This is a genomic window from Phenylobacterium deserti, from assembly GCF_003254705.1.
Taxonomy (GTDB): domain Bacteria; phylum Pseudomonadota; class Alphaproteobacteria; order Caulobacterales; family Caulobacteraceae; genus Phenylobacterium; species Phenylobacterium deserti.
The window spans coordinates 460616-487450 of sequence record NZ_QFYR01000003.1; the positions used below are offsets into that span (position 1 = coordinate 460616).

General features: G+C 68.2%; 21 protein-coding genes. 7 read left to right on the forward strand and 14 right to left on the reverse strand.

Annotation, left to right across the window (positions count from 1 at the left end; all coding sequences use genetic code 11):
* Nucleotides 1-28: 28 nt before the first annotated feature.
* Genes DJ018_RS14775 through DJ018_RS14785 form a run of 3 tightly spaced genes read left to right on the forward strand, consistent with a single transcriptional unit; the run spans nt 29 to nt 4033 of the window.
* Nucleotides 29-1297 (forward strand): type III PLP-dependent enzyme domain-containing protein, encoded by a 1269-nt coding sequence (locus tag DJ018_RS14775; RefSeq protein WP_111515713.1) that lies wholly within the window; start codon nt 29-31, stop codon nt 1295-1297.
* A 1-nt stretch (nt 1298) separates the two neighbouring features.
* Nucleotides 1299-2822, forward strand: coding sequence for a class I adenylate-forming enzyme family protein (locus DJ018_RS14780; RefSeq protein WP_111515714.1), 1524 nt, complete (start codon nt 1299-1301; stop codon nt 2820-2822).
* Nucleotides 2819-4033 carry an acyl-CoA dehydrogenase family protein gene (locus tag DJ018_RS14785; protein ID WP_111515715.1) on the forward strand — a complete coding sequence of 405 codons (1215 nt, stop codon included), beginning with the start codon at nt 2819-2821 and terminating at the stop codon, nt 4031-4033. The genes DJ018_RS14780 and DJ018_RS14785 overlap by 4 nt, the downstream gene beginning before the upstream one ends.
* On the opposite strand, the gene DJ018_RS14790 is transcribed toward DJ018_RS14785, so the two are convergent.
* On the reverse strand, nt 4030-4548 hold the full coding sequence (locus DJ018_RS14790) for a GNAT family N-acetyltransferase (RefSeq protein ID WP_111515716.1): 519 nt from the start codon (nt 4546-4548) through the stop codon (nt 4030-4032). The genes DJ018_RS14785 and DJ018_RS14790 overlap by 4 nt on opposite strands.
* Before the next feature lie 14 nt (nt 4549-4562).
* On the reverse strand, nt 4563-6251 hold the full coding sequence (locus DJ018_RS14795; RefSeq protein ID WP_338066146.1) for a Na+/H+ antiporter: 1689 nt from the start codon (nt 6249-6251) through the stop codon (nt 4563-4565).
* A gap of 101 nt (nt 6252-6352) precedes the next feature.
* Here DJ018_RS14795 and DJ018_RS14800 point away from each other — a divergent pair, with 101 nt between their 5' ends.
* Nucleotides 6353-7171, forward strand: a complete 819-nt coding sequence (locus DJ018_RS14800) for a hypothetical protein (RefSeq protein ID WP_111515717.1) — start codon at nt 6353-6355, stop codon at nt 7169-7171.
* Nucleotides 7172-7255: 84 nt separating this feature from the next.
* Nucleotides 7256-8113: a fumarylacetoacetate hydrolase family protein gene (locus DJ018_RS14805; RefSeq protein ID WP_111515718.1), complete on the forward strand. Its 858-nt coding sequence runs from the start codon at nt 7256-7258 to the stop codon at nt 8111-8113.
* Between the two features lie 11 nt (nt 8114-8124).
* Here DJ018_RS14805 and DJ018_RS14810 read toward each other — a convergent pair whose 3' ends face one another.
* From DJ018_RS14810 to DJ018_RS14840, 7 genes are all read right to left on the reverse strand, one after another.
* Nucleotides 8125-9018: an SDR family NAD(P)-dependent oxidoreductase gene (locus tag DJ018_RS14810; protein ID WP_111515719.1), complete on the reverse strand. Its 894-nt coding sequence runs from the start codon at nt 9016-9018 to the stop codon at nt 8125-8127.
* A 109-nt stretch (nt 9019-9127) separates the two neighbouring features.
* Complete coding sequence (locus DJ018_RS14815) at nt 9128-9814, reverse strand: TetR/AcrR family transcriptional regulator (RefSeq protein WP_111515720.1); 687 nt, start codon at nt 9812-9814, stop codon at nt 9128-9130.
* A 32-nt stretch (nt 9815-9846) separates the two neighbouring features.
* Nucleotides 9847-11448 carry a long-chain-fatty-acid--CoA ligase gene (locus DJ018_RS14820; protein ID WP_111515721.1) on the reverse strand — a complete coding sequence of 534 codons (1602 nt, stop codon included), beginning with the start codon at nt 11446-11448 and terminating at the stop codon, nt 9847-9849.
* On the reverse strand, nt 11445-13076 hold the full coding sequence (locus DJ018_RS14825) for a carboxylesterase/lipase family protein (protein WP_111515722.1): 1632 nt from the start codon (nt 13074-13076) through the stop codon (nt 11445-11447). Before DJ018_RS14825 ends, DJ018_RS14820 begins: the two co-directional genes overlap by 4 nt.
* Nucleotides 13073-14383, reverse strand: a complete 1311-nt coding sequence (locus DJ018_RS14830; RefSeq protein ID WP_111515723.1) for a spinster family MFS transporter — start codon at nt 14381-14383, stop codon at nt 13073-13075. Before DJ018_RS14830 ends, DJ018_RS14825 begins: the two co-directional genes overlap by 4 nt.
* Before the next feature lie 284 nt (nt 14384-14667).
* Nucleotides 14668-17706: a glycosyl hydrolase family 28-related protein gene (locus DJ018_RS14835; RefSeq protein ID WP_111515724.1), complete on the reverse strand. Its 3039-nt coding sequence runs from the start codon at nt 17704-17706 to the stop codon at nt 14668-14670.
* 101 nt (nt 17707-17807) lie between these two features.
* A complete protein-coding gene (locus DJ018_RS14840) occupies nt 17808-20765 on the reverse strand; it encodes a TonB-dependent receptor plug domain-containing protein (protein ID WP_111515725.1) in 2958 nt (985 codons plus the stop codon).
* A 238-nt stretch (nt 20766-21003) separates the two neighbouring features.
* On the opposite strand from DJ018_RS14840, the gene DJ018_RS14845 reads away from it, so the two are divergent.
* Nucleotides 21004-21558, forward strand: coding sequence for a gluconokinase (locus DJ018_RS14845; protein ID WP_240609564.1), 555 nt, complete (start codon nt 21004-21006; stop codon nt 21556-21558).
* A gap of 1 nt (nt 21559) precedes the next feature.
* Here DJ018_RS14845 and DJ018_RS14850 read toward each other — a convergent pair whose 3' ends face one another.
* Nucleotides 21560-22246, reverse strand: coding sequence for a FadR/GntR family transcriptional regulator (locus DJ018_RS14850; RefSeq protein ID WP_111515726.1), 687 nt, complete (start codon nt 22244-22246; stop codon nt 21560-21562).
* A 326-nt stretch (nt 22247-22572) separates the two neighbouring features.
* Between DJ018_RS14850 and DJ018_RS19570 the strand changes: the two genes are divergently transcribed.
* A complete protein-coding gene (locus DJ018_RS19570) occupies nt 22573-22833 on the forward strand; it encodes a helix-turn-helix domain-containing protein (protein ID WP_111515727.1) in 261 nt (86 codons plus the stop codon).
* A gap of 23 nt (nt 22834-22856) precedes the next feature.
* Here DJ018_RS19570 and DJ018_RS14860 read toward each other — a convergent pair whose 3' ends face one another.
* The 4 genes from DJ018_RS14860 to DJ018_RS14875 all read right to left on the reverse strand — a co-directional run bounded on the left by DJ018_RS14860 (nt 22857) and on the right by DJ018_RS14875 (nt 26258).
* Nucleotides 22857-23162, reverse strand: coding sequence for a hypothetical protein (locus tag DJ018_RS14860; protein ID WP_111515728.1), 306 nt, complete (start codon nt 23160-23162; stop codon nt 22857-22859).
* 80 nt (nt 23163-23242) lie between these two features.
* On the reverse strand, nt 23243-24067 hold the full coding sequence (locus DJ018_RS14865; RefSeq protein WP_111515729.1) for a Nif3-like dinuclear metal center hexameric protein: 825 nt from the start codon (nt 24065-24067) through the stop codon (nt 23243-23245).
* Entirely contained in the window at nt 24064-24969 is a 906-nt protein-coding gene (locus tag DJ018_RS14870) for a Nif3-like dinuclear metal center hexameric protein (protein ID WP_165842936.1), read from the reverse strand. The genes DJ018_RS14865 and DJ018_RS14870 overlap by 4 nt, the downstream gene beginning before the upstream one ends.
* Nucleotides 24970-25166: 197 nt before the next feature.
* A complete protein-coding gene (locus DJ018_RS14875; protein ID WP_111515731.1) occupies nt 25167-26258 on the reverse strand; it encodes a branched-chain amino acid aminotransferase in 1092 nt (363 codons plus the stop codon).
* Between the last annotated feature and the right edge of the window lie 577 nt (nt 26259-26835).

Consider the following 26835-nt stretch of genomic DNA (forward strand, 5'->3'; position numbering starts at 1 on the left):
CTTGGCGAAAGGCGCGCGCACGAGCGAGATGCGCGCCCGCCTCCTCCAGGTGGCGGCGCAGACGGGCACGCCCGTCTATGTCTACGACCTGGACGAGGCGGTGCGGCGTTGCCAGGCGCTCACCGAAACATTCCAGGGCCGCTTCGGCCTGAGCTACGCGGTCAAGGCGAACCCGAACCTCCAGCTGCTGGCGGGGCTGCTGCCTTACGTCGACACGCTGGACGTCTCCTCCTACCGGGAGGTGGAGCGCGCCTTGCTGGTCGGCTGTCCGGCGGAGCGGATCACCTTTTCCGGGCCCGCCAAACGAGCCGGAGAGGTCCGCGGCGCCGTGGAGCAGCAGATCGGCGAGCTGGTGCTCGAGTCCGTCGCCGAAGCCGAGCTGGCCGACTCCGCCGCGCGGGAGCGCGGAGTGCGCCAGCCGGTGCTGATCCGCATCAATCCCGCCAACGGGCCGAAGAAGTTCGGCGTCAGCTTCTCCGGCAAGGCGAGCCAGTTCGGCGTCGACGAGGAGGTGCTGGACGAGGCCATCGACCGCATCCAGCAGCTGCCCGGCCTCGATTTGGTGGGCTTCCACATCTACTCGGGCACCAACAGCCTGGACCCCGAGGCAATCACCCAGAACTTCGCGATCTTCATCGAGCTGTTCCGCCGGGCGGCCGCCCGGTCCGGCATCGCACCGCGCAAGCTGGTGTTCGGCTCCGGGTTCGGCGTGCCGTACGGCGCGGGCGAGCAGCCGCTGGACATCGAAGCGGTGGCGGCGACGGCCGTTCCGATGATCGACGAGTTGAAGCGCGACCCCACCTTCGCCAACGCCCGCTGCGTGCTGGAGCTCGGCCGGTGGCTGGTGGCGCCCGCCGGATGGCTGCTGACGGGCGTCATCGCCCAGAAGCACAGCCGGGGCACAGAGCTTCGCGCCTGCGACGCTGGCTTCAACAACCATCTGGCGGCCTGCGGCATGATGGGGACGGTGATCCGCCGCAACTGGCGGTTCGACAACATCTCCAATCCGCAGGGTGCGCCGGCCGAGTACACGCTGGTGGGCCCGCTCTGCACGAGCATCGACGTGCTGGCCTCCAAGCTGACCTTGCCGGAGGTCCGCCTCGGCGATGTCATCGCGGTGGAGAACTCCGGCGCCTATGGCCTGACCGCCAGCCCGACCCGCTTCATCAGCCATCCCGAACCTGCAGAGGTCCTGCTGGTGGGGGACGAGATCCGCGACGCCACGGAAAGTGCGCTGAACACCTGGACGACCGTGGACGCCCAGGGCCAGCCGCGCAGCGGAACAGGAGCTGGCTGAAATGGCCGCCGCCCTGTGGCGCATGTTCGAAGCCACCGTGGAAAGACGCGGTGGCGAACCTGCCATCGTGCAGGGCGACCGAAGCGTCAGCTTCTCCGAGTTGCACCTGTGGGCGGCGCGCTATGGCGCCGAGCTGCGGCGCCACGGCCTGCAGCCAGGCGAGCGCTGCCTCATCTGGTCGGGGAATTCCCCCGAGCTGGCGGCGGCGATCCTCGGCGTTTGGATGTGCGGCGGCATCCTAGCCCTGGTGAACGACGAAGCCCCGCTCTCGCACCTGCGACACGCCGCCAACGTCACCGAGCCGCGGCTGATCCTTGCCGACGAGGCGCATGCCCATGCGGCCGCGGAGACGGTGGACGAAGTCCCCGTGATCAGCCTGGGTCCGGCCCGCGGCGAGCCCCTGGAAGGTCTTGGGCGCCTCGGTGTCCATGACCATGAGCCGGCCTCGATCTTCTTCACATCCGGCTCGACCGGCGCACCCAAGGGCGTGACCCAATCGCACGCGAACCTGGCGGCGGGCTGCCTGGGCGTGGCGCACCACCTGGGTCTACGCGGCGAGGATCGCATCCTCTGCCCGATCCCGTGGTCCTTCGACTACGGCTATGGCCAGTTGCTCTCCACAGTGCTGCTGGGCGTCACGCAGGTTCTGCCGACGGCGCGCAACTCCTTCGCCTTGTGCGAGGCGATCGAGGCGCACCGTCCGACGATCTTGGCCGGGCTGCCCTCCATCTTCGCGCTGCTGCTGCGGGGCGTCTCGCCGCTGCGCCAGACCGATGTCAGCTCCATCCGGCTCGTCACCAACACCGGCGGGCTGATCGCGCCGGCGATCTTCGCCGACGTGCTGAAGGTCTTCGATCACTGCGACCTGTCGCTCAACTACGGGATGACCGAAACCTACCGGAGCGCGGGCCTGCCGGTGGAGCTTGCCCGGGAGCGGCCGGAGTCAGTCGGGTTCGCCTATCCGGGGGTCAGCCTCGACGTGCTGCGGGAGAACGGCGAGACGGCCGAACCCGGCGAGATCGGCGAAATCGTGCACCGCGGCGTGGGCGCCTTCCTGGGCTACTGGGGCCAGGAAGAGGCGACCGCACGGGTTCGCCGGCCCGACCCGCGCTGGAACTATGGCGGCCTTGCCCCTCCCCCCGCGGTGTTCACCGGCGACCTTGGCTGGAAGGACGAAGACGGCTTCCTGATGATCAAGGGCCGGCGCGACCGGCTCATCAAGTCCATGGGCGTGCGGGTCAGCCCGGATGAGGTCGAGACCGCCATTCGGCAGGCGCAGCTGGTGCGTGACGTCGCCGTGGTGGGAGTGCCGCATGAGCTCATGGGCGAGATGGTCGCCGCGGCGGTCATCGCTGCGGAGGACGGTCCGGACCCTGTGCCGGAACTCAAGGCCTTCGCGCGACGCGAGCTGTCGCCGCACATGCAGCCCCGGGAATACCGGGTCATCGAAGCCTTTCCGCTTACACCCAACGGCAAGCCGGACTTCGCCGCAGTCCGGGCGATGTTTCAGGGACGCGCCACATGATCATGACCTCGGAAGCTCCTGCCGAACGGCAAGCCGCCGCCCCGCCGCCCGCTTCAGCGGTTTCCGATCCCGTTGAGCTGTCCCGGACCCTAGGCGCGAGGCTCGGCGTAGAGCCTGCCGGCCTGGACGAGAAGGCGTTCTCGGACGCGGTGCTGGCGCAGCTGAGGACCGACCGTCTGCTGTGGGCGCCAGCGCCTGCCGCGCTGGGCGGCCTCGGCGCTTCAATGCTGGAGACGGCGCGGATCGCGGCGAACGTCGGCCGCCTGAGCGGCTCGGCGGGTCTGACCTACGCGATGCATATGTCCCAGGTGCTGACCCTTCTGCGCCACGGAACCACGCCGTTCCTGCAGGACGTGACCGCGCGCCTGGCGGGCGAGCAGCGCCTGGTGGCCAGCGGCACATCGGAAAAGGGGATCGGCGGCGACGTGCTGACCTCGATCTGCACGATCGAGGAGGAGGCGTCGGGCGACCTGCTGGTCACCAAGCAGAGCCCCAACATCTCCTACATGGACCACGCCGGCGCCGTTCTGGTCACGGCAATGCGGGTGCTGCCGGATGGCCGCAAATCGCAGGTCCTGATCGCTGCCGAAACCGCCCGCATGGAGCTGCGGCCCGGTCCGGACGTGGGCTTCATCGGCATGCGCGGGATCCTGAACCGGCCCTATGGCTTCGACGCCCGCTTCGAGGAAGGGGCCATCTTCCCGGAGGGCTATCCGATCATCGCTCGCGAGACGATGACGCCGTCCGTTCACATCCTTTGGGCGGCCCTCTGGAGCGGCATCGCCAAGCGCGCGCTGGACACGACCAAGCGCTACCTCGGCAAGGAGCTGAAGGACGGCGAGGAAGCCGCTCTCGCCCGCATCGAGCTCAGCCGCCTGGTCGACAAGCACCACACCATGTTGGCGCTGATCCGCGACTCCATCGCCGACTGGTCGGCCGCCGAAGCCGAACGCGCCAGCGGAGCGGCCGGCGGCCTCGGCCTTGAGCGAACGGCGCGGGTGAAGCGGCTGAAGATCGTTTGCTCGGAGCTGCTTCAGGAGATCTGCCACGGCGCGTTGGGCCTGATCGGCCTGCGGGCTTATGCGGAACGCGGTCCCTACAGCCTCTCGGAGCCGCTGCGGGACGCCATGAGCGCCCGGGTGATGATCTCCAACTTCCGGCTGACGGACGCCAACGCCAAGATCGAGCGGTTCCTGGACGTCGGGCTCTAGCCCGGGGTTGGGTCCGGCGGCTCCCAGGTCATCTCGATCATGGTCTGCCGGAACTGCAGGCTCTCGAACAGCCGCCGGGCCTCGTGATTGCGCTCGGCGGTGGATAGCACCACACGCGGCGCGCCGCGGACCACCAGCTCGCGCATGGCGGTCTCAAGGAGGCGACGGCCGACGCCCTGCCGCCGCTGCGCCGGCTCCACCATCAAGTCGTAGACGACCCCCGCCGGCCCGCGCAGCGCCATGTAGTCGACGCCCTCCAGCGCTGCGTAGACGTAGCCGCAAACGCGTCCCGCCCGCTCGGCCACCAGCATGACGACCTCGGACCGGGTCAGCTCGCTGCGCAGGAAGGCGCCGTAGCCCTGCTCGGTTTGCGGCGTCCGCTTGAGGAAGCGCTGCGCATCAAAACCGTGGTGGAGTTCGACGAGAGCGGCGCCCAGCCGGCCCAGAGCCTCCGTGTCCCCGCCTCTTGCGGGACGGACCAGGAGGTCGCCATCGTCGGGGCTGGTCACAGGCATCGCACCTTCTCCGCCTACTGGTGGGCCGATCCCGCGCTGTAGCGGGCCTCGAGAAGATCGATCTCACGCACGAGGCGCCGAACAGAGTCCTCGGGCAGCTCACCGCTTCTCCCCGCTTCAAAGAGACGGGCGCGCTCCCCGCCGAGGCCCGCCACCCGGAGACGGCGCTCCACTTCCTCGATGCGCCGCCGCTGCACGCGGCTCTCAGGGTCCAGACCGCGCCGGTCGATGCGCAGGCGGTAGAGCTCCATCACCCGCCCGGCGGCCTCGGCATAGAGATCGGCGTCGGGACGACCTTCCGCCAGGCGGTGCTGCTCGGCCTCGATCGCCTGGATCGCTGCTTCGGCCGCGGCGACGCGGATCGCATCCTCCCGCGCCTGCACGGACGGATGGGGCGGCAGCTCAAGCCCCCGCAGGATCGGCGGCAGGGCGAACGTTGCGATCAGCAAGGTCACCACAATCACGCCTGCGGCCAGGAAGATGGCGAGGTCCCGGGCCGGAAAGGGCGTGCCGTCGTTCAGGGTCAGCGGCAGGGTCAGGATGCCGGCCAGAGTGATCGCGCCGCGAACGCCGGCCAACGACATCGCAAGCAGCAGCCGACGGCTGCCATTCCGCCGAGGCTCCCCACGCAGGCCAGCGCGGAACCAGGTCAGGCGCAGCGAGGTCCAGACCCAGGCGAAGCGCAGCGCAGCCAGGGCCGCCACGATGGCGAGCACATAGACCGCGAGCCACCAGGGCTCGGCGTGGCCGGTCAAGCGGACGGTCTGAGCCGCGCCCGCCACAATGTTCGGCATCTGCTCGCCGAGCAGAACAAAGATCGCGCCGTTGGCCGCGAACTGGACGGTGTCCCAAACCGCCGTGCGCCGCACCCGCGTCACTGCCATCGCCGCCCCCGTCTCAGCGAAGCTCATGGTGATGCCGGCCGCCACAGCCGCCAGGATGCCCGAGCAGTGGAAGTGCTCCGCTGAGAGGTAGGCGGCAAAGGGGATCAGAAGGCTGACGATGATCTGCGAGCCGCTGTCCTCACCCAGGCGCGCCGAGGCCCAGGTCTTCAACCGCGTGATGACGAAAGCGGTGGCGACCCCGATGGCCACGCCGCCGACCGCCAGCCAGGCGAAGGTCTGAACCGCATCGACCAGCGAGAACGCGCCGGTCAGCATCGCCGCCACGGCGAAGCGCATGCAAACCAGGCCCGAAGCGTCGTTCAGCAGGCTTTCGCCTTCCAGAATGTGCATCATCCGACGGGGGATCGGCGCGCGCGCCGCCACGGCGGAGACCGCGATCGGATCGGTGGGCGAGACGATCGCCGCCAGGGCGAACGCCACCGGCAACGGCATGGCCGGGATCATCCAGTGGATCAGCATCCCGAGCCCGGCCACCGTCAGCACGACGAGGCCGAGCGCCAGTTCGACGATCACCGCCCTGTCGCGGAACAGGTCGCCCTTGGGGATCCGCCAGCCATCGAGGAACAGAAGCGGCGGAAGGAACAGGACGAAGAACAGCTCTGGGTCCAGCACCACCGTTTCGATCGGCGACAGGGCGATCGCCGCGCCCATCATGATCTGCACGAGCGGCAGCGCGATGCGCGTGGCGCGCGCCAACGCACCGCTGAGCACGACCGCGGCCAGCAGGATGAGAACGACGACGAGTTCTTCCAGGACGGCCTCCGAAGCCGCGTGAACGAGGGTAGCTCCTGTTTCTATGGCAAGACCGCAGCCATGTCCCGGCGCGGCAACGGACGTTGAAACGCAGCGTTTCGCTCCCGACCTTGAGCGTCGGAGGCGCAAGCCCAGGAGGACCGCAGGTGACCGATCACATCCACAGAGGAGCTCATGCCGGCTCGTGGGGCGCGAGCCGTGGCGATGGTCCGGGATGGCTTCGCCTTGCGGTTTGGTTCGGGATTGCAGTCGCGCTCGGCGCTCCGGCGTTCCAGGCGCTGACGAACTGGGGCCTTACGGCCAGCGAGTTCTCCCAGAGCGGAGATCAGACGCTGCGGGTCGCCGGCTACGCCTTCTCCATCTGGGGCGTGATCTACACGGGGCTGGCGGCCTACGCGGTGCGCCGTCTCCTCCGGCCGGGCGGCGCGCGCGAGAGGGCGCTCGACGGTCCGCTGGCGCTTGCCAGCCTCTGCTGCGGGCTGTGGATCCTCGCGGCGGGCGCCGATCAGCGCTGGCTGACGGTAGCCATCATCTTTGCGGGCCTTGTCGCCGCCTTGGTCGGGCTAAGCCGCCTCGCCCGCACCGGCCGCGACTTCACCTGGCCGGAGCGGCTGACGGTGCTTTGGCCCATTGCGCTTCTGGCCGGGTGGCTCACGGCCGCCAGCATCGTCAACGTGCTCACGGTCGCCACAGCCGAAGGGCTGATCGAGCCGAGCCTGCGGACGCCCGCCGCTATCGTCGGCGTCTTGGCCGCCGGCGCCATCGCCATTGCAACCCTGCTCGCGACCCGCTTCGCGAGCTATGCGGCGCCCGTGGCTTGGGGCTTGGTGGGCGCCTTCGTCGCGGAACGAAGCGACCAGCCGCTGGTGGCCTACGCCGCTCTGGGCTGCGCCGCCTTGCTCCTCGCGGTGGCGGCCGTGGCTTGTCGCCCCCGGCGCGCGAGCGCTCCTGGCCGCGCCGGCTAGACGCCCGCACATCACCTGGGCAGGTTGGCCGAACCGCCTGTAGGTGAGCGGTGCGTCCTGGCGACGTCGAGGGGGAGTTGAACGATGAAGTTGCTGCGCTACGGCCCGAAGGGCGGCGAAAAGCCTGGCCTGCTGGACGACGAAGGCCGCATCCGCGACCTGTCCGGCGTGATCGCCGATCTCGGCCCGGCCGAGATCTCTCCCGAGGGCCTTGCGCGGCTGGCGAGCCTAGACATCGGCGAGCTGCCGGTAATCGATGGCGAACCGCGGCTCGGTGTTCCGGTGGCCGGCACGCGCAAGTTCATCGCCGTCGGCCTCAACTTCGCTGACCACGCGGCCGAGTCCGGCCTGCCGCTTCCGGCCGAGCCTGTCCTCTTCACCAAGGCGGTAAGCTGCCTGCAGGGCCCCAACGACCCGGTGATGCTGCCCAAAGGTTCAACGAAGACCGACTGGGAAGTCGAACTCGGCGTGGTGATCGGTCGGACCGCCCGCTACGTCGAAGAGGCCGACGCCCTCTCCCACGTCGCCGGCTACGTCTGCGTGAACGACGTGTCCGAGCGCGAATACCAGCTCGAACGCGGTGGCACCTGGGACAAGGGCAAGGGCTGCGACACCTTCGGCCCTGTGGGTCCGTGGCTGGTCACGGCGGACGAGGTCGGCGATCCGCAGTCGCTGGACATGTGGCTCGAGGTGAACGGCCAGCGGATGCAGTCCGGCTCGTCCCAGACCATGGTGTTCGGGATCGCTACCCTGATCAGCTACATCAGCCGCTTCATGACCCTGGAACCCGGCGACATCGTCACCACCGGCACTCCGCCGGGCGTCGGCATGGGCCGCAAGCCGCAGGTGTTCCTGAAGGCCGGCGACGTCATGCGGCTGGGCGTCGAGAAGCTGGGCGAGCAGCAGCAGACCGTGCTCGCGTGGGACCAGGGCGGCGCCTGAGCTTCCGGGGATCAGCGGGCGGCCACCGCCGCCCGCAGGGGCAGCCCCGCGCTCGCCAGCTCCCGCTCGGCTTGGACGAAGCCGTAGGCGGGTACGATGTCGCCGCTGCGGTCGGCGACCGCCGGCCACTGCTCGGCCACCATCTGGCCCGCCGCGTCGCCGGCCCCGATATACAGTCCTTCCGACAACGTGACGTGCGCCGTGGCGAAGTGGCCGGCGCCCGCGCAAAGGATGGCGCGGGTGGGCGCGTCCTCGCCGACCAGGGCCAGCAGGCCGGGGCTCACGAGCGTGGGGTCCAGCCGCTCCAGGCTTTCCTCCGAAAGCACGCCGTGGGTCATCTGGGTCGCGGCGGTGGGGGCCAGGCAGTTCACCCGCACCCCATAGCGCTCGCCCTCGATGGCGAGGGTCTGCATCAGGCCCACCAGCGCCATCTTGGCGGCGCCGTAGTTGGCCTGGCCGAAGTTGCCGAAGAGCCCCGACGATGAGGTGGTCATCACCACCCGACCGTAGCGCTGCTCGCGCATGATCTCCCAAACCGCCTTGGTGCAGATCGCGGCGCCCATGAGGTGCACGTCGACCACCAGCCGGAAGTCGTCGAGGCTCATCTTGGCGAAGCTCTTGTCGCGCAAGATGCCGGCGTTGTTGACCAGGATGTCGACGCGGCCCCACGCCGCCATCACCCGCTCCACCATGGCCGCGACGGCCGCCTCGTTGGTGACGGATCCAGACGCCGCCAGAGCCTGGCCGCCAGCGCGTTCGATCTCGGCGACGACGCGCTCGGCCGCCTCGTGCGAGATGTCGTTGATGACGACCTTGGCGCCCTGGCGCGCCAGGAACAGGGCATGGGCCCGTCCAAGCCCCCCGCCAGAGCCGGTGACGATGGCGACCCGACCTTGAAGACTCATGTTGAAGCTCCCTTCCCCACCGCAGCTGCGGCTCAATATTCACTCACGCGCTAGCTAGTATCAAGAACGTGCCGGACGTCGCGCAGGGCGAACTTGCGTCAGAGGCCGCTTACGACGCCGTCTTGGGCTTGCAGATGCTCAGGAAGCCGGCGGCCATGAACGAGGCCATCCGCTTCTTCACCGCGACAAAGTCTTCCGAGCGGCACAGGCCGTTGGACAGCTTGTCGATACGCCCCGTGCGCGCGAGCGTCAGAAGCAGCGCGCCAGTGACGAAGTGGTAGCCCCAGAAGATGTCCTCTTCGGCGCAGTCCGGGAGCGCTTTCTTCAGCAGCCCGATCAGCCGCAGCACCACCGGATCGAAGTGCTGGTCCATCAGTTCGGCGCCCCATTCGGGCGTGTTGGCTACCTGCGCGCCGAGCGCGCCGTAGTTCTTCCAGCTCTCGCCGCCTTCGATGTAGAGGTCGAGGTCGGTGTCCAGGAACGCATGCAGCGCCCCCTCCACCGTGGGTTTTCCGCCCGTCGCGGCGTCGTACTCGTCCAGCGCCTTCATCCGACGCTCGCTGGTGACCACCGCACGCCGTGCGAACACGGCGTCGAATAGCTTCTTCTTGTCCTCGAAGTAGTAGTTCAGCAGCGTGTGGTGCACGCCCACCCGCTGGGCGACGTCCTTCAGGGTGACTCCATAGAGCCCGTGCTTGGAGAACAGGTGCTCCGCCGCGTCCAGGATCTGCTCCATGGTCTCGGCGCGTTGCTCGGCCTTGCTGGAGCCTCGCCGGGTTTTCGCAGTTTCGGACACGGCGTACTCTTTCCGTATTGCTGCGGCGAGCGTCAAGCTGATCGCTCCTGGGGCTGAGCGGGCGCTCGGCGCTCTCCGTATTCCCGGCGCAGCCGAAGCTTGTCGATCTTGCCGGTCGCGGCGAGCGGCATGCTTTCCAGACGCACCACCTCGTCCGGCACCCACCAGGGAGCGACGCGACCTGCCAGAGGCGCCAGCAGCGCATCGTCGCTCAGGGCGGCGGTGTCGCGCATCTCCACCAGCAGGATCGGGCGCTCGCCCCATTTGTCATCAGATCGGCCGATCACCGCCGCCTGCGAGACTTCCGGCAAGGCGCCCACCACAGCCTCGATCTCCGCCGGGTTGATCCACTCGCCCCCGGACTTGATCAGATCCTTGGCGCGGCCGGTGATCATCAGGTTGCCGTCGTCATCGATCCGCGCGAGGTCGCCGGTGGCGAACCAGCCGCCGGGCCCGGCCGCCGGCTCCTGCTGCCCGAAGTAGCGCTCCACCACCGCGGCGCCGCGCACGCGCAGATGCCCCTCCGCGCCCCTCTGCTCGGGCAGCGGCATGCCGTTGGCGTCGGTGATCAACAGGTCCACGCCGATAGCCGGACGACCGGCCAGCGCCGCCGAACGCACAGGCAGGTTGGGCGGCGAAACCGTGCCGGAGGGCGACAGCTCGGTCATCCCCCAGCTGGTCTGCACCTTCACCTGCAGGCGAGCCTCGATCCGCTCCATCAGCGCAGGCGCCAGCGGCGCGCCGCCCATGATGATCCGCTCCAGGCTGGGGGTCTCGCCGCCCACCGTCTCCAGGTGCTCCAGCAGGCCCAGCCAGACGGTCGGCACGCCCACCGCCACGGTGACCGCCTCAGACCGGATCAGCTCGGCGAGGCTTGCCCCGTCCGCCTGGCGGCCAGGCAGCACCAGCTTCGCCCCCACCGCCGGAGCGGCGAACGGCAGCCCCCACGCGTTGGCGTGGAACATCGGCACCACGGTGAGGATGCTGTCCCGGTGCGACAGCGCCATCACGTCCGCCTGCAGCAGGCGAAGCGCGTGCAGGAAGCTGGACCGATGAGTGTAGGTGACGCCTTTGGGCGCTCCTGTCGTTCCGGACGTGAAGCAGAGGCCCGAAGGCGAGGTCTCGTCGAAACCGCCCCAGGCGAGAGCGCCGGGCGCCGCCTCGATCAGCGGCTCCAGCTCACGCGTTCCAACCGACGCGTCACCGTCGATGGCCAACAGGATCTCAAGATCGGGCGCTTGGCCGGCGATCTGCTGGGCGAGCTGCGCCAGGTCTGCGCTGAACACCAGCACGCGCGCGCCGGACTGTTGGATCATGGCCGCCAACTGCTCGGCAGTCAGGCGCGGGTTCAGGGTGTGGCAGACCGCCCCCATCCCCATGACCGCATACCACGCCTCCACGTGGGCCTGGGTGTTCCAGGCCAAGGTCGCAACCTTGTCGCCCTGCCGCACGCCCATTCCATGCAGCACGGCAGAGACCCGCTGGCTGCGATCGAGGAGTTCGGCGTACCCCACCCGGTCGACGCGACCCTCGCCGCGGGCGGTGACGACCTCCGCACGAGGGTGCCACTTGGCGGCGTGCTCCAGGAACTTGTCGAGGGTAAGCGGATAGGACTGCATCGCCCCGTCGATCATCGGCACTCCGAACTCTGAGGCGGCAGCGGCGGCGAAGCCAAACCAACGTTCCAATTCCAAGGCGTGCCGCCCTGCATGCGCCGGCGGCACACCACAGCCTCGTGCAGCTCGAACATGCCGGGGTGCAGCGCGTGCTTCACACGCGGCCCATCCTCAAACGCGACATAGGCTTTCCCCAGCCCGTAAGCCGGCCAGGGCGAGCCCGAGGTTTTCGGCGTTCCGGTGCGAACGAACGCGGCCCAATGATCGCCCATGACCCGGGTCAGCGCGGCTTCCTGCGCGGTGGCCGGCGGCTTGGGCCAGAGCGGCGGCGTGCGGGCGGCCGTGTCGAAAACGTACGGCAGCTCGCTGGCGTGGAAGGCGTGAAGGTTGGCCGCCTCCGCGGCCGGATAGCCATGGTCGAACAGATAAAGGAAGGCGGGCCGGCCCAGGGCGGTCTGCTTCCGCACGAGACGTTCCGCCGTCCAGCCGTAGAGGGCGTCTCGCGTCGTCGCCAGAATGCTCTCGGCCATGTCGGCGGCGGGGTACAGGCGCAGGAACGCCTCGGCGAGTTCGCCATACTGCTTGCGGATGGTCGCCTGGTAGTCGGCCGGGCTCGGCGGCGCAGGCGGCGCCAGCACACGCAGCGAGCGGATCTCCCCGCTGTTGAAGCCGGCCAGAACCGGAACCGGCGCCTGCTCACCGCGGTCGAAGACCTCCACCAGTTGGCGCGGAAGCACCTTGCCGTCGACCACGCCTGAGGAACGGAAACGCGCGCCCGCCGCCGCCTTGGTGAGTTCGAGCGGCACCATCGCGCGAAGGTCGGCGAGACTGGCGGCCTTGAGCTCGGCCTGCAGCTGAAGGCCCCGCGCCTCGGCCGCGGGCTCACCGAAGCGGGCTTCGCGCAACTCCGGCATCGAGATCATGTAGGCGCTCTGGAGGATCGCCCCGCGGAACAGGTCACGGGCGGCGGGCGCGGCCATGAGGTACATGACGCTGAGCGCGCCGGCCGACTCCCCGGCCACCGTCACCTTGGCGGGATCACCGCCAAAGGCTGCGATGTTGCGCTGGACCCAGCGCAGAGCCTCGATCTGGTCGAGCAGACCGTAGTTGCCGGAGACGCGGTCCGGCGACTCGGCGCTCAGCTCCGGGTGCGCCAGATAGCCGAGCACGCCCAGCCGGTAATTGATCGACACCACGACGATGCCGCGTCGCGCCAGGGCCGCGCCGTCGTACATGGCCTCACGGCTGGAGCCGCCCACCAGGGAGCCGCCATGGATCCACACCATGACCGGCGCGCCGCGCGCGTCGGCAGGCGTCCAGACGTTGAGCGACAGGCAGTCCTCGCTCGTGGCGCCCAGGTCGCTGGAATAGATGCTGGTCGGCGCGCCGGCCGGCTGCACGCAGGCGGGGCCGAACTCGGCGGCGTCGAGCACCTTGGTCCAGGCGGCCGCAGTCGTCGGCGCCCGCCAACGTTGGGCGCCGACGGGCGGAGCGGCGTACGGAATGCCTTTGAAGGCGCGCACGCCCGCCTCCAGGCGTCCTTGGACCGGGCCTGCAGGCGCACGGACCATTGGGCTGGTCTGGGCCTGCGCCGGGCTCGCCAAGAGAGCGGCCGCGGCCGCAAGAAGAAGGCGTCGCCGGATCATGCCGCCACGGCTTCCTTGCGCAGCACGCGCGCCAGCCACAGGAACAGGCCGATGGCGAGCAAGTAGAACGGCGTCAGCGTGAAAAAGGCGAGTTGCAGCGAGTTGGTCGGATGAGCCTCCCGCAGGAAGTCGCTGGCGGCGCCGACATATGTGGGTCCGAGCCCCAGGCCGATCAGGTTCATCACCAGAAGCAGGATGGCGCCCGACAACACCCGCTGGTTCGGCGCGACCTCTTCCTGAACCAGGGCCACGGTGGACGACAGGTAGAAGTAGTTCAGGAAGGTCGGCCCCAGCAGCAGGGCGAGCGCCAGCGGCCAGGTCGGCGCCCAGATGAAGCCCAGGAAAAACGGCACGGCGAGCGCCAGCGACGCGGCCGGCACCAGGGCGTAGGCCGCCTTGGACTTGCGGGTGAACCGGTCGATGACCCGTCCGGAGACGAAGATCCCGCCGCCCATGCCGACGAGCACCACCAGGGCGAACCAGACGGCGATCTCCTCCAGCGTCATCCCCTTCTCCCGGATCAGGAATAGGGTCGTGAAGTTGCCGACGCCATAGGTGATGAACTGGGTCGCGCCGCCCCCCAGCGCCGCCAGCAGCAGCGCCGGCCGGCTGAAGAACATGCCCAGCGTGCCCCAGAAGCTGGCGGCCGGGCCCGCAGCGGCCTTTGGCGCTGTGTCCAGGCCGCCGCGCGGCGGCTCGCGCACGGTCAGGAAGACGACCACGGCGGTGACGATGCCGATCACGCCGACCGCTAGAAAGGCGCTGCGCCAGCTGTAGGCCGCGGCCACGGAGGCGCCGAACGCGACGCCCAGCGCCTGCCCGATCGGCGGCCCGAGATTGAAGATGCCGAGCGCCGTTCCCCGACGGCCAGGCGGGAAGTAGTCCGAGATGATGGCGTAGGACGGCGGCACGCCGCCGGCTTCCCCGACGCCCACCGCCATGCGGGCGGCCACCAGCTGCGGATAGGTGCGCGACAGGCCGCACGCCACGGTCGCCGCGCTCCACAAGGCGCAGGCGAAGGACAACACTCGAACTCGATTGGTGCGGTCGGCCAGCCAGCCGACCGGCAGCGAGATCAGGCAGTAGAACAGCGCGAAATAGAGGCCGCTGATCCGGCCGAGCTGGCCATCCGTGACGCCAAGCTCGTCCTGGATCGGCTTGGCTAGGATCGACAGAAGCTGCCGATCAAGGAAGTTCAGCACATAGACGAAGCAGAGCGCGCCCAGCACGAACCAGGCGCGCGGACCCGGCTTTGCGCCTGACATGGCGGCGGCCGGCGGCTCTTCGGAAACAGACGCGACGGCCATGGCTCAGATCGCAGTCGCGTCGCAAGCCGTCGCGAATTGCTCAAGCGCCATGCAGGGCGTTGGGCCTAAGATGCAGGCGCGAGCCGGCGAGCTTGCGAGTGCCTTCAAGGTCGTCTCTCCCGAGCGGCTCCGATCTTGTGCCGGGCCTTGGGACAGACGATGCGCCCGCACCGCCCACGCTGTCAACGCTCACTCTCTTGCGCGTGAATATCAGCGTGGATGCGAGCAGCAAAAAGCCCGCGCACCGAAGCACGCGGGCTTGAAGCTCGGTGAAGCTCAGCCGTTCAGTTCGGCTGCACCGCATACAGGGTGTGGTGGGTCAGGATGTAGAGCGTTCGGCGCCCCGGGCCGCCGAAGACCAGCTGCAGCGGACGTTCCGGAACGTCGATCCGGCCGAGCTCCTGTCCGTCGGCGCCGTAGACGAAGACCTGGCCGTTGGCGACGTACACGCGCCCGTCCGGACCGGTGGCGACGCCCTCCCCGCCTCGATTTGCGAACACCTTAAGGTCCGTGAGCGCGCCGCCGCGGCCGAGCCGCCCGCTATAGGTCTTGTTCTCCGAGCTGTTGGTGACCAGCACCCGCTCGCCTGGCCGGCCGGTAATGAAGCCGTAGGTGTCCAGGGCGTCCGAGAACTTGAGCGAGCGCCAATCCGGCGGGCCCTGCTGGAAGGTGCGGAAGGCCGGCATGACCAGGCTGCCATCCGGGGAGACGTATTCCTGCGCCTTGGGCACAGCCATGTCGCGGGCGAACATCTCGGCCAGGGTGGTGAACTGATAGGTCTTGAGGTCGAGCTGATCCTTGAACTCGCCATTGTTCCACCAGTTGACCGGCAGGGCAGTCAGGGCGCCGCTCCGCTCCGCCACGGGCGTGGGCTGGATCACCGTGAGCTCGGTGTCCGGGCTGCCCGGCTTGAAGCTGTAGACGGTCCCGTTGCGGCCATCCGAAGACAGCACCATCAGGTTGCCGGACCGGTCGACGGCGAGGTTCACCGGATCCAGCGGCTGGTCGCGCACGATCGACAGCTTGCGCTCGGGCGACCAGCTGTAGATGCGGTGCGCCGGCCGCCGGTCAGCGAAGTAGAGCGTGCCAGCTTGGTCCACGGCCGCGCCGGCCACGGACGTGAAGCCGTCAGCCAGCTTTTCGACCCGCGCGCCGGCCGGGAAGCTCGACGGGGCCACAGGCGGCGGGTTGGCCGGGATGTCCAGCACGGCGAACTGGCGCTCGCGCACTTCCAGCCCGCTGGTCATGTCCTGGATGGCGTTGCTGAACGGGTACTTGTTGATGCGCAGGAAGGTCGCGCAGCCGTTCTCGTCGCAGGTCCCAAGGCCGCTCTCGCCGTTCACAGCCACGTTGCGGAAGCGGATATCGTGCGAGTTGTAGAGGCGGATCGCCGCCGGCGCGGCCTTGCGGGTGCGCGTGACGCGATAGCCGTGGAAGTTGGCGATCAGGATGTTGCGGGAGTCGCGGATCTCGAGCGGGATGGTGTTCTCGCCCTCCCCCGCTTCCTCTTCGCCCTGCGGCGCAAGCAGCTCCCAGTTGGCCACGCGGTTCAGGCTGATCTCGGTGCGCACGTGGTGCTCCACCGAGGTCTGGTAGATGCGGCCCGGCGTTTCGGTGTCCGAGATGTAGATCGCCGACTGGGCGTAGGTGCTGGGGCTCCAGATGTTGGCGAAGGTGCCGCCGCCGCCATTGGTGATCCACAGGCTCGGGTACTGGCCGTCCCAGCGCTTGGCCGGATCGGGGTCGCCAGAAGCGGTGGCGTTGTAGGGGTTGAAGCGACTGCCGTCGAAGAGGTTGGTCCCGTGGCCGCCCTGGAACTTGACGTCGTTCACGAGCGAGCGCTCGCCGGCCATCCACAGCAGCGCGGTGGCCCGCGGGTTGATGCCGCCGGTGTAGAGGCCAAGGCCCGAGACGATGTTGTCCCCGCCGCGCGGGGCCTCGACCAGCGCCTTGGGCGCGCCGACGCCCTGGAAGGCGGGCGTCCGGTCCGGCAGCGTGATCTGGGTCAGGCTCGGGTGCAGCGCGACCAGTATGGTGTCCGGCTTCAGGCGCAGGGTGTCCGTGACGCGGTAGAAGCCGGCCGGGAAGTAGACGACCTTGTGGGTGTCGATGGCGCGCTGGATCACCGCCGTGTCATCGGTGCTGTCGTCGCCCTTGGCGCCTAGCGACTTGACGCTCACCCAGTCGCGGGTGGGCGGCAACGGCCGGATGGCGAGTTCGCGGCGCGCTGGCATGGCAGACAGCGGCTCGGCGTCGGCCAAGGTCTTGTATTCGCCCACCTGGGCGAGGCCCGGCACCGTCAGGCCATAGGTGAAGGACTTCATCCGATAGGCCCGGCCTTGCCCCGGCACCGTCCGGCCGCTGTCGCGGAAGCGCGCGAACACCGGCGTATTGGACGCCACGGCGTTTTCGAAGCCTACCTGGGTGTAGACGTTGTTCTCGTTGGAGATGATGACGCCGGCGCGCGAGACGTTCTCGAACCGCACGTCCTTGCCCCACAGCCACTCGCCGTAGCCGCGGTCGATCTCGATGCCGACAGGCGTGTCGCGCATGGCGACGTTCACCAGGACGAGGCCCGCCTCATGCTCGCGGATCGCGGCGTCGCGCTGACCCTCGAAGGTGGAGTCGATCAGCACGAAGCCCCAGGCGGGGGACGGCTTCTCGGCCAGGATGCCGTAGCGGCCACCCTTAAAGTGCAGGTCCTCGGCCTCGTTGGCCACGTGATACAGCCCCGCCAGGCCCGAGCCGATGTCGAACTCGGCATGGCTGACAAAGGTGTGCTGGGCGGCGTGGAAGCGAATGGCGGTGGCGGCCGGATTTCCCTTGCCGATCTTGAAGTCGATGTTGCTGAGCGCCGAGTAGAAGGTGCCCGGATTGGCGTCCGGAATGTCCTTGTTAAACGGCACGCTGCCCGGCGGCGGGAACGGCACCTTGCGGGCCGGATCCGGTTTGCCGCCGGCGAAGATCAGCATGTTGGCCAGGCCACGCTGGAATCCGGGGGTGCGGTCGCCCAACTCGATGACCGGGCGGGTGGCCCCCACGCCGAAGATGCGGACGCCGGGCCAAAGGAACAGGGTCTTGCTGATCCGGTAGCGGCCCGAGGGAAGGAAGACGAGGCCGCCGCCTGGCTTGGCCGCCGCCTGATCCAGCGCGCTCTGGATGGCGGCGCTGTCGTCGGTCCGACCATCCCCTGCCCCCCTGACGACGATCGCCGAAGGGTCGTCGGGCTGGGTGACGAACACCGAGGTGGAGGCCGCGGCTGGTTGAACAGCTGCGAACAGGATGATCAGGGCCGCGAGCCAACTGCTGGTCCAGGCTTTCATCTTCCACACTCCAACAAAGAGGCGTCCCGGGCGAAGCCGGGACGCAAGGCAGATCATAGGGGAGGTCGACTGAGAGGGGCGGCCGCAGCGGCCCCCGCTTTTTAGAAGTTGTACCGCAGGCCCACGCGGTAGACGCGGCCCAGCAGGTCATAGAGCGCCGGGTTCACGTCCAGGCCGGTGTTGGTCTGGGGCGACGGCTCCGGATCGCGATCGAACAGGTTGTTGATCTTGAAGTAGCCGGTGAACTTCTCGGTGAAGTCGAAGGACCCGCCGAGGTCGACGTAGAAGGCGCCCTTCATCGTGTTCTGGTCGATGGTCGGGTTGTTCACGGTCGAGACCGGGCAGCCCGTTTGGCAGACGATGTACTGGTTCCCGTAGGTGCCGTCGCTGAACCAACGCTCCTGCAGGTTGATGTTCCAGCGACCGCCGTCCCAGTTCTGGATCGCCAGGAACTTCCAGTCCGGCGTGGCGCCCGTGTTCTGACCAGCGGTGTCGGTCACGATCGTGCCGGGGATGCCAGGATCGGTCTTGTATTCCCGAACGTGCGTGGCCAGACCGCGCAGCGTCAGCTCACCCGGGAGACCAAAGCGCTCCAGGCTGACCTGATAGCTGCCTTCGATGTCGAAGCCGCTGGTCTTGATCGACGCGAGGTTGAACACCTGGGCGTTGATGAACGGGGTCGCGCCATTCGGCGGGCTGAAGTTGAAGGCGCTGCAGAACTCGGTCAGGCCCGAGAAGCAGAAGTTCACGATCTGCTGGGCGCCCAGGCTGTTGATCACGTCTTCGACTTCGATGTTGTAGTAGTCGAAGGACAGGCTTAGGCCCGGCAGCCAGTCCGGACGCGACAGCACAATCCCCGCCTCGGTGTTGCGGGCGATTTCCGGCGTCAGGTTGGTGTTGCCGATGGTGTTCACCAGGACGTTCACGCCCGTCCCGGTGAAGGGGTTCGTGAAGTTCGGGTTGGTGGTGGTGGTCGGGGCGGCGAACAGCTCCGACAGGTTCGGAGCGCGGACGTCGCGCGAGGTGACCGCCCGCAGGCGCACGCCGGACAGCGGGGTTTCCCAGGTGCCGCCGACCTTCCAGGTGTAGACGGTGCCGGAGGTGCTGTAGTCGGTCCAACGGCCGGCGACGTTCAGGTTCGCCTTGCCGATCGCCTCGTTGTCCACCAGCGGAACGTTGAACTCGAGGAAGGCCTCGGTCACGTCGTACTTGCCGCGGCCGCTGTGATAGTTGCCGGCGTACCAGTTGCTGCCGTTCGGATCGAGGATCGGGTCAACCGGATAGTCCGCCGTGGGCGGGCTGTCGGTGAAGCCGTCGCCGTAGGAGTCGCCGCGGACGCGGTACCACTCGCGGCGATGTTCAGCGCCGAACGCGGTGGCCACAGGGCCAGCCCACAGCGAGAAGATCTCGCCGCTGAAGCTCACGCTCACGACGTCCTGCTTCTGGAGGCTGTCCTGGAACGGACCGTTCTCCGGCTGGATGTAGGCGAGCGCCTCACGGCTCGGCAGGAAGCCCCCCAGCACGTTGATCGGAACGCAGCCCAGGGCCCGGGCGCGCGGATCGCGGCACACGACCTGGCCATTCACCACCGTCGCGTCGATGGCGGCGCGGTAGCGCGGGTTCAGCAGGATGTCCTGGACGTGCAGGTCCGTGCTGCTTTCGCCGTGCGTGTAATAGGCATCGTAGCGCCAGTTCTTGCCGAACACGTCGAAGTCGCCGGTCGCGCCGACCACAGCCCGGAACTGGGTGCGGGTCGGGTGCACGGAGATGTTGTTGGGCAGGAAGGCGCCGCTCGCGCCCAGCCGGAAGCTGGTTATGTTGTTGGCGGCGCAGGCGGCGGAGATCGAAGCCGGCACGAACGGGTTCGCGCACTGGATGGTCAGGTTGTTGAACTGCGAACCGGGGTTCGGCTGGTTCATTGATTCCACCCGAGCCCAGTTCAGGGTCGTGTAGATCTCGTTGTGATCGTTCAGGTCGAAGGCGATCCGGGTGTAGCCGTTCACGCGCTTCAGCTTGGACTGAAGCGAGGTGCCGGCGCCCACGTTGCCGCTGAGGTCGCCGCCGACGCAGAAGCCGCCGTTCGAGTAGCAGCCGATCACGTCGCCGGCGGCGTTACGCGCCGGAACGCCGTTGGAGCCGTACTGGAACTGGAACGGATTGCCGTTCTGGTCGAAGGCGATGCCCTGCAGCGGGCCCGCGTTGATCAGGCCGTACTTGGTGTACTGGTAGGCTTGGGCGTGTTCGCGGAAGAGGTACTGGGGTCCTCCGTCCGTGGTGTTGACGCCGCGGTTGACCAGGGTCGCCGTGGTGTACCAGTCGCGCGAGCCGGACAGTTCTTCACCGAAGCCGCCAGCCGGAACGCCCGCCTCGTCATCGTACTCGCCGCTGACCTGCACCCGCAGGCGCCCGTCGAGGAAGGACTTACCGCCCGCCGCCTGAACCAGATAGGTCTGGCCGTCGCCGTAGGTGGTGGCGCCAGTCGAGACGTTGGCCTTGAAGCCCTCGAAGGTCTTGTCGGTGATGAAGTTCACCACGCCGCCGACCGCGTCAGAGCCGTAGGAAGCCGAGGCGCCGCCGGTGACCACGTCCACGCGCTGGAGCAGCAGCTGCGGGAACAGGCTGACGTCGGCGATGCCGGTGACGTTGGACGGCACGACCCGCTGTCCGTCCAGCAGGGTCAGGGTGCGGATGGTGCCCAGGCCGCGCAGCGAGAACGCGCTCAGGCCCTGCTGACCGCTCGAGGTCGAGAAGGTGTTGACCGAGGCGCCGGAAGAGCCCTGCAGCGAGGGCAGCTGGGTGATGGTGGTGAAGACGTTCGGTTCGGCGTTGCGCGCGATGTCCTCGGCCCCGACGACCTGCGTCGGCGTCGGCGCGGTGAAGCCGCTGGTGGTGATCCGCGACCCGGTCACGACCACTTCCTGCAGTTCCTGCGACTGCTGCGCGAAGGCAGGCGTCGCCAGCCCAGCAGCCGCCAGGGCGACAAGACTCGCGGTGGCGAGCAGGAGACGATTGGCGCCCTGCACGGGAGCGCAGGAGCTGTCGGCTGAAACGTGTCTCATCCAGTATCCCTCACCTAGATCTTGTTTTTGACAGGCGCGTTCGCGCGCGGCTCTCCAGAGCGCACGAAGCGTCTAGTTGTATACAAGGGGTAGCAGCCAGACTCGCGCATGCCGAGTACGATCATAGTCGTAGTGGTCACCTGGTCGCAGGGGCGGGATACAGGCTGCACCGCCTCCGTCGGGGCTGGCGGGATGCCAGTCACGCACTGGCGATGCACACAAGTTGGCAAGAACTTCAGTGCCCAACCCGGTCGACCTCGTTTCTCAGGAACCCCGCGCAGTCGTCGTGATGGGCGTTTGCGCTAGCGGGAAGTCGACCTTCGGCGCGCAGCTGGCTTCGCGCCTTGGATGCATTTTCCACGAAGGCGACAGTTTTCACAGCGACGCCAATATCGAGAAGATGCGGGGCGGCACGCCTCTCACGGACGACGACCGTTGGCCTTGGTTGGACCATCTGGCTGCGGCGCTCGGCGCCTCCGCGCGCTCCGGCGGCGTGGCTGTGGCCGCCTGCTCCGCCCTCAAGCGCAGCTACCGTCAACGCTTATCGGCCAGCGCCGGCGTTCCCTTGCGCTTCCTGATGCTGAAGGCGCCCGCCGAAGAGCTCACGAGACGGCTCGCGAGTCGCCAGGGCCACTACATGCCCCCTACCCTGCTCGCCAGCCAACTCGCAGCGCTGGAGGAACCCTGCGCGGGCGAGCCGGCCCTGATCATGGATGCCTGCCGTCCCGCGGACGAGTTGCTGGACGAGGCCTGCCGATGGCTGACGTGTCAGCCGAGCATCGCGGCCCTCTAAGCTACAGGCCGTCCGGCATCAGGCGCTTGCGCCCCTGCGAGAGATGCCAGCGCATCGCGAGCGCCGCAGCGTCCGGATCCTGAACCCGGATCGCATCCACGATCATCTCGTGTTCCTGCAGCATGGCCCGGATCACCTCGGGGGGACGGGAGCGGGAGATCTCGACGCCGGCCTTAAGGATACGCTCCACCTGATCATGCATGTGGTCGAAGGTGGTGATGAAAGCCGCGTTTGCGGTGCTCAGCGCGATAGCGCGGTGCAACTGCCAGTCTTCGTCATGAGCCGGGTTGCTGGACAGCAGCGCCGCCGCCAGTCGGGAGAGCGCCGTGTCGATCTCGGCCATCTGCTCGCTCGAGCGTCGCATGGCGGCCAGGCGCGCCGCCTCGGCCTCCAGCACGAAACGCACCTCATAGGTGCCAAGCGTGGCGGCGATGGTGTCGATCGGCACGTGGGCCGCCAGGCGTTCGGATGGGCGACGCTTGACGAACGAGCCCGCGCCGCGCCGCGCTTCGGTGATGCCGTCCGAGGCGAGGCGAACAAGCGCTTCGCGCACGATGCCCCGCGACATTCCGAACATCTCGGCAAGGCGCGCTTCCGACGGCAGGCGCTCTCCCGGCACAAGCTTTTGTTCCCGGATGATGCCGACGATGTTGGTGTAGGCGCGATCCGCCAACCGGCCTTCGTTCATCGACGCCTCCCCCGAGGACCTCGTCGCTCTTCCCTAGCGGCAGGACCGAAGCCGTCGAGCCCGCGGGCACTCGCCCGCCCGCCTCGGAACAGCCGCTTGAGTCGGGAGGCTGTAGGACAGATTTCGACGTGACAACTAAAAACCTTGGTATGTTGACGCTGTTATGGCGCAGTCCTAGTCTCAAGTTGTCCAACTGCTCAGAAGGCCGAAACATGGCCACGGCAGGGGAAGGGAATGCGAACAGGAGTTGCCGTAGGAGCCCGTCCTGTCGGGAAGTGGTCCGGCAGTCGCGCCCCCACGGCTCTAGGGGAAACGACGAGGCATTCATGGACTACGCGCCGCAGGCCGCGACTACCGATTCGACTCTCGAACCGGTCGACACCACTGTTTTCGCACAACTGACGCCCACCCAAGTGAAGGTGATGCGTGGCGTCCACTCCGGACTACTGAACAAGCAGATCGCCTTCGACCTCGGCATCGCCGAGGCGACGGTCAAGGTGCACATGACGGCCCTGATGCGGAAGCTGAACGTCCGCAACCGGACTCAAGTCGCCTTGGTGGCTCAACGGTTCAGCTGGGAAGTCTGACCTGAAAGGGCCGGCGGCGCCTGTCAGCCGCCGCGCCGGCTCTTCAGCAGCGTCTTGCAGGTATCGAAGCCAACGCCGATCACTGAGGCGTTGGTGATCTGTCCGGACGCGTCGACGTCCACGGCGAGCTTGCAGGCGCCGCTCAGGCGACCATGGCTCCAGCTGTAAGACCGGACGCCTTCCCTCACCGGCTGGTCCGGCGGACCATAACGCTCGACCGCGTCGGACAAGGGGCGGCCCGTGAGGTCCTTCGCCTGCCGGAAAGCCGAAACCGTCATGCAGCCGCCCAGCATCGACGCCAGGGCCAGCACCAGAGCCACCTTCTTCATATCCCCGCCGCCTCTTCTCGCGTGCGCTGAACCGCCGCCTCTGAAATGGAGCGGAGCTTTAACGGTTCCGGATCTCGCCTTTACAGAGGCGCGCCGAACGGCTCGCCCGCAGGAAGGTACTGGACGGGAATCTCGGGCGCGAAGCTCCTGATCCAGTCGGCGACGACCTGCATCCCGATGTCCTCGGTGCCCATGTGGCCGAGCAGGACCAGGCCCCGCGGCTGACCCAGCGCGGTGCTGTCGACGGCGAATGCCGCGAGATCATAGGTGGGCAGTTGGCTGTCCGAGCCTTCCGCCGCTTCGCCCCCGACGATCACGTCGATGTCCGGAGCCACCTGGAAGCTCGGCATGGCGTAGCCAACGCCCACAGCCACCCGCCGCACCTGCATCTTGGGATCGCCCGCCACGCGATAGGACGTCACGCCCGTCTTCTCGACCACGTGACGCACGATGCGCTCGAGACTCATAGGTTTGGGCAGCGTCACGACCGGCATCCGCTGCTCGGGTGGTGCGGCGTCGGCGGTCCAGCCGAGCAGCTTCAGTTGTCCCTCGAACATCTGGTCCGGCCGCATGCGGTGCGTGAGGTCGTGATCGCGCCAGATGACCACGCCGTGCTCGCGCGCAAAGGCGACCTTCGCGGCGTAGATCGGATCGCCTTCCAGAAAGTCCGGAATGTCGTCGTCACGGAAGAAGGTCGCCTCATGGGTGATCACCATATTGGCGCCTGCTGCGACAGTGCGACGGAGGACGTCGAGCGTGCTCATGCCCGTGGTCACGACGCCGGTGATCTGCACGTCCGGATCGCCGACCTTGAAGGTGTCGCGGCGGGAAGGTTGCGCCGGCGCGGGCGCGCCTTCCGCCTCGGCCCGCGCCATGATGCGGGCGACGAGTTCGCGAGGGGTCATGCGAGCCTCCAGAACGGATCAGCGTTGCGGACAGCCGTGACGGGAACGCCAGGCAGAACGGGCTTCAGCCACTCGGCGATCGCGTCCACATACGGCTGCTGCGAGACGGTGCGGCCGAGCGCGATCAAGGCTCTCGGGCGCCCGGCAGGCGCGCTGTCGGCCACGTACTCGACGATCTCCCACTCACGCAGATCGCCGGTGAGCAGAAGATCGGCTTTCTGCAGCCCTTGCACCGACGGAACTACATCGGCCTTGCCGGGGACCACCAGCACGGACCGGATCATCATGTCCTTCGCCCCGACGTGACGCAGCCCGCCGCGGTCTGCGAGGCGCGAAGCCTGCCGCAGCAAGGCGCTGAGCGGCGCGGGTTTGATGGCGTACATGCGCCCCTGCCCTGCCGTCTCGCCCCCGCTCCAGCCGAAGCGCGCCGCCAGCGTGTCCGCGGCCAACGAAGGACGGCTGGCCTGAAGCGACTCGTTCAGTCGGACCACGGAAACGCCGAGCCGCGCGGCCAAAGCCGCCTTGCCCCGGTAAACGGGCTCGGCCTTCAGCGCCGCCGCGGCGCGGGCGCCCGAGCCTGGGGGATAGCCGGATCCAGCTTCGCCCGGACGGGCGTAGAGCGGCGACTCCAGCGCAAAGATCAGATTGCAGCCGCGCTTCGCCGCCGCCTGGAGCACCGCGGCCGTAGGCACGGCGGCGACAGCGACCCCGCGCACGGGCTGGTCGGCTGCGCCCAGCAGCAGCCCTTCGGCGCCAGCGTCCGCAGAAGCGCCTATCGCCTGCCGAACCTTCGCCAACGCCTCTCCGACGGTAAGCTTGCCCTGCGCCGCAACAGGTGAGGCCAAAGAAGCAGCGCCGCCGGCAAAAGCGAGCTGGCGCCGCGTCAGAAAGAACTCGCTCAACCCGCGGCCCTCCGATCGGTGAACTGGTCTGATGGCTGCGCTTCGTACGAGCGGAAAGCAACACCGCCGCCGGAATGGACAAGCCCGGCGCCGGCGCATCGTGGTCCCCGCCAGCTCGCCCGGTCTGCAGGGCGCAAGCGTGACGCTGCAAGCCGCGTCCTGAGCCGAAGCCCTGGACGCGGCGCAACTTGGAAGAGTCAGGCTGCGGCTGCTTCGACGCTCACGCGGCGGACCCAGCCGTGGCTATCCGCAACGACGCCCCGCTGGATGCCGACCAACTGGTCGCGCAGCTTGCCCGTCACCGGGCCCTCCACGCCGCCGCTGATCTGGAAGGCGCCCGCGGGGGAGCGCACCTCGCCAATCGCGGCGATCACCGCGGCGGTGCCGCAGGCGAAGGCCTCACGCAGCCGGCCGCTCGCCGCGTCAGCCTGCCATTCGGCGAAGCTGTAGGGGCGCTCCTGCACATCGAGCCCCGACTCGCGGCCAAGCGTGAGCACGCAGTCGCGGGTGATCCCCGGAAGGATGGTGCCGCTCAGCGGCGGGGTCACCAGCGTGCCGTCTTCCATCACGAAGAAGACGTTCATGCCGCCGAGTTCTTCCACGAAGCGGTGCTGAGCGGCGTCCAGAAACACCACCTGATCGCAGCCGTTGCGGATCGCCTCGGCCTGGGCGAGCAGGCTGGCGGCGTAGTTGCCGCCGCACTTGGCCGCGCCCGTGCCGCCGGGGGCGGCCCGGCTGAACTCGTCCGTCGCCCAAACGGTGACCGGCTTGGCCCCGCCCTTGAAGTAGGCGCCCACCGGGCAGGCGATCACGCAGAAGACGTACTCCTGCGCGGGACGCACGCCGAGGAACGCCTCGGTCGCCATCATGAAGGGACGCAGATACAGGCTGCCCTCGCTGGACGGGATCCAGTCGGCGTCGATCCGGACCAGGGCTTCCACCGCGGCCAGGAACACCTCTTCCGGGAGAGCCGGCATGGCCATCCGTTCGGCCGAAGATACGAACCGGCGCGCGTTGGCGTCGGGGCGGAACAGCACGACCTCGCCCGAGGCGGTGCGGTAGGCCTTCATGCCTTCGAAGATCTCCTGGGCGTAGTGGAAGACCGCGGCGGCGGGATCGAGCGCGAACGGCTCGCGCGCCCGGACCTGGCCGTCGTGCCAGCCGCGGTCGGCGGTCCAGCGCACGGTCACCATGTGATCGGTGAATACCTTCCCGAAGCCCGGGTTCTCCAGAAGCGTGGCGCGCGTATCCGCCGGCGTCGGTGAAGCGTGGGGCTTGAACTGAAGCATGGTGACATCCGTCAGGTTCGGGATTTCGGCTCCGGAAAGGGAACCTGGGTACGCGCCTACATTCCTATGGTCTGTCCGTTCAAGAGCCGATTGCAGACGACTGGCGCCGGGGAGGCTCGAAAGGGTGCGTCAAAACGGACATGCATTTCCCGCTTGCGGCGCGCCGCGGACAGGACTAGTTACCCGCCCCTCGCCGCTGGGCAGCGGAGACGCAGGTTCAGCGGCGGCGGGGAAGCTCTTCAAAGCCTTGGCTTTTTCGAACTTTTCCGTCTCTTCCGAGAGGCCGAAAATTTTCGGTTTGGCGGTCTTGCGGTTCGGAAACGAATTCGCATATAAGCCGCCTCCCGCCGGACGGACCTACGGTTCGCCCCCGGGGCTCTCAAAGAAGAGCGGGCTGGCATGCCAGCTTGTCGCACTTGAAGTTCGGATTTCGGTCCTTATATCAAGTGGATACCAAACAAGGCGCTCTGATTGAGCGGGGTCGGTTTTCCCCGACCTGGGTCTTTGACATCGTTGGAATGGAAAGAGAAGCGCAGGCGGTGGCGTTCTGGCGATAGGCTTTAAGGTCTATCTCGAC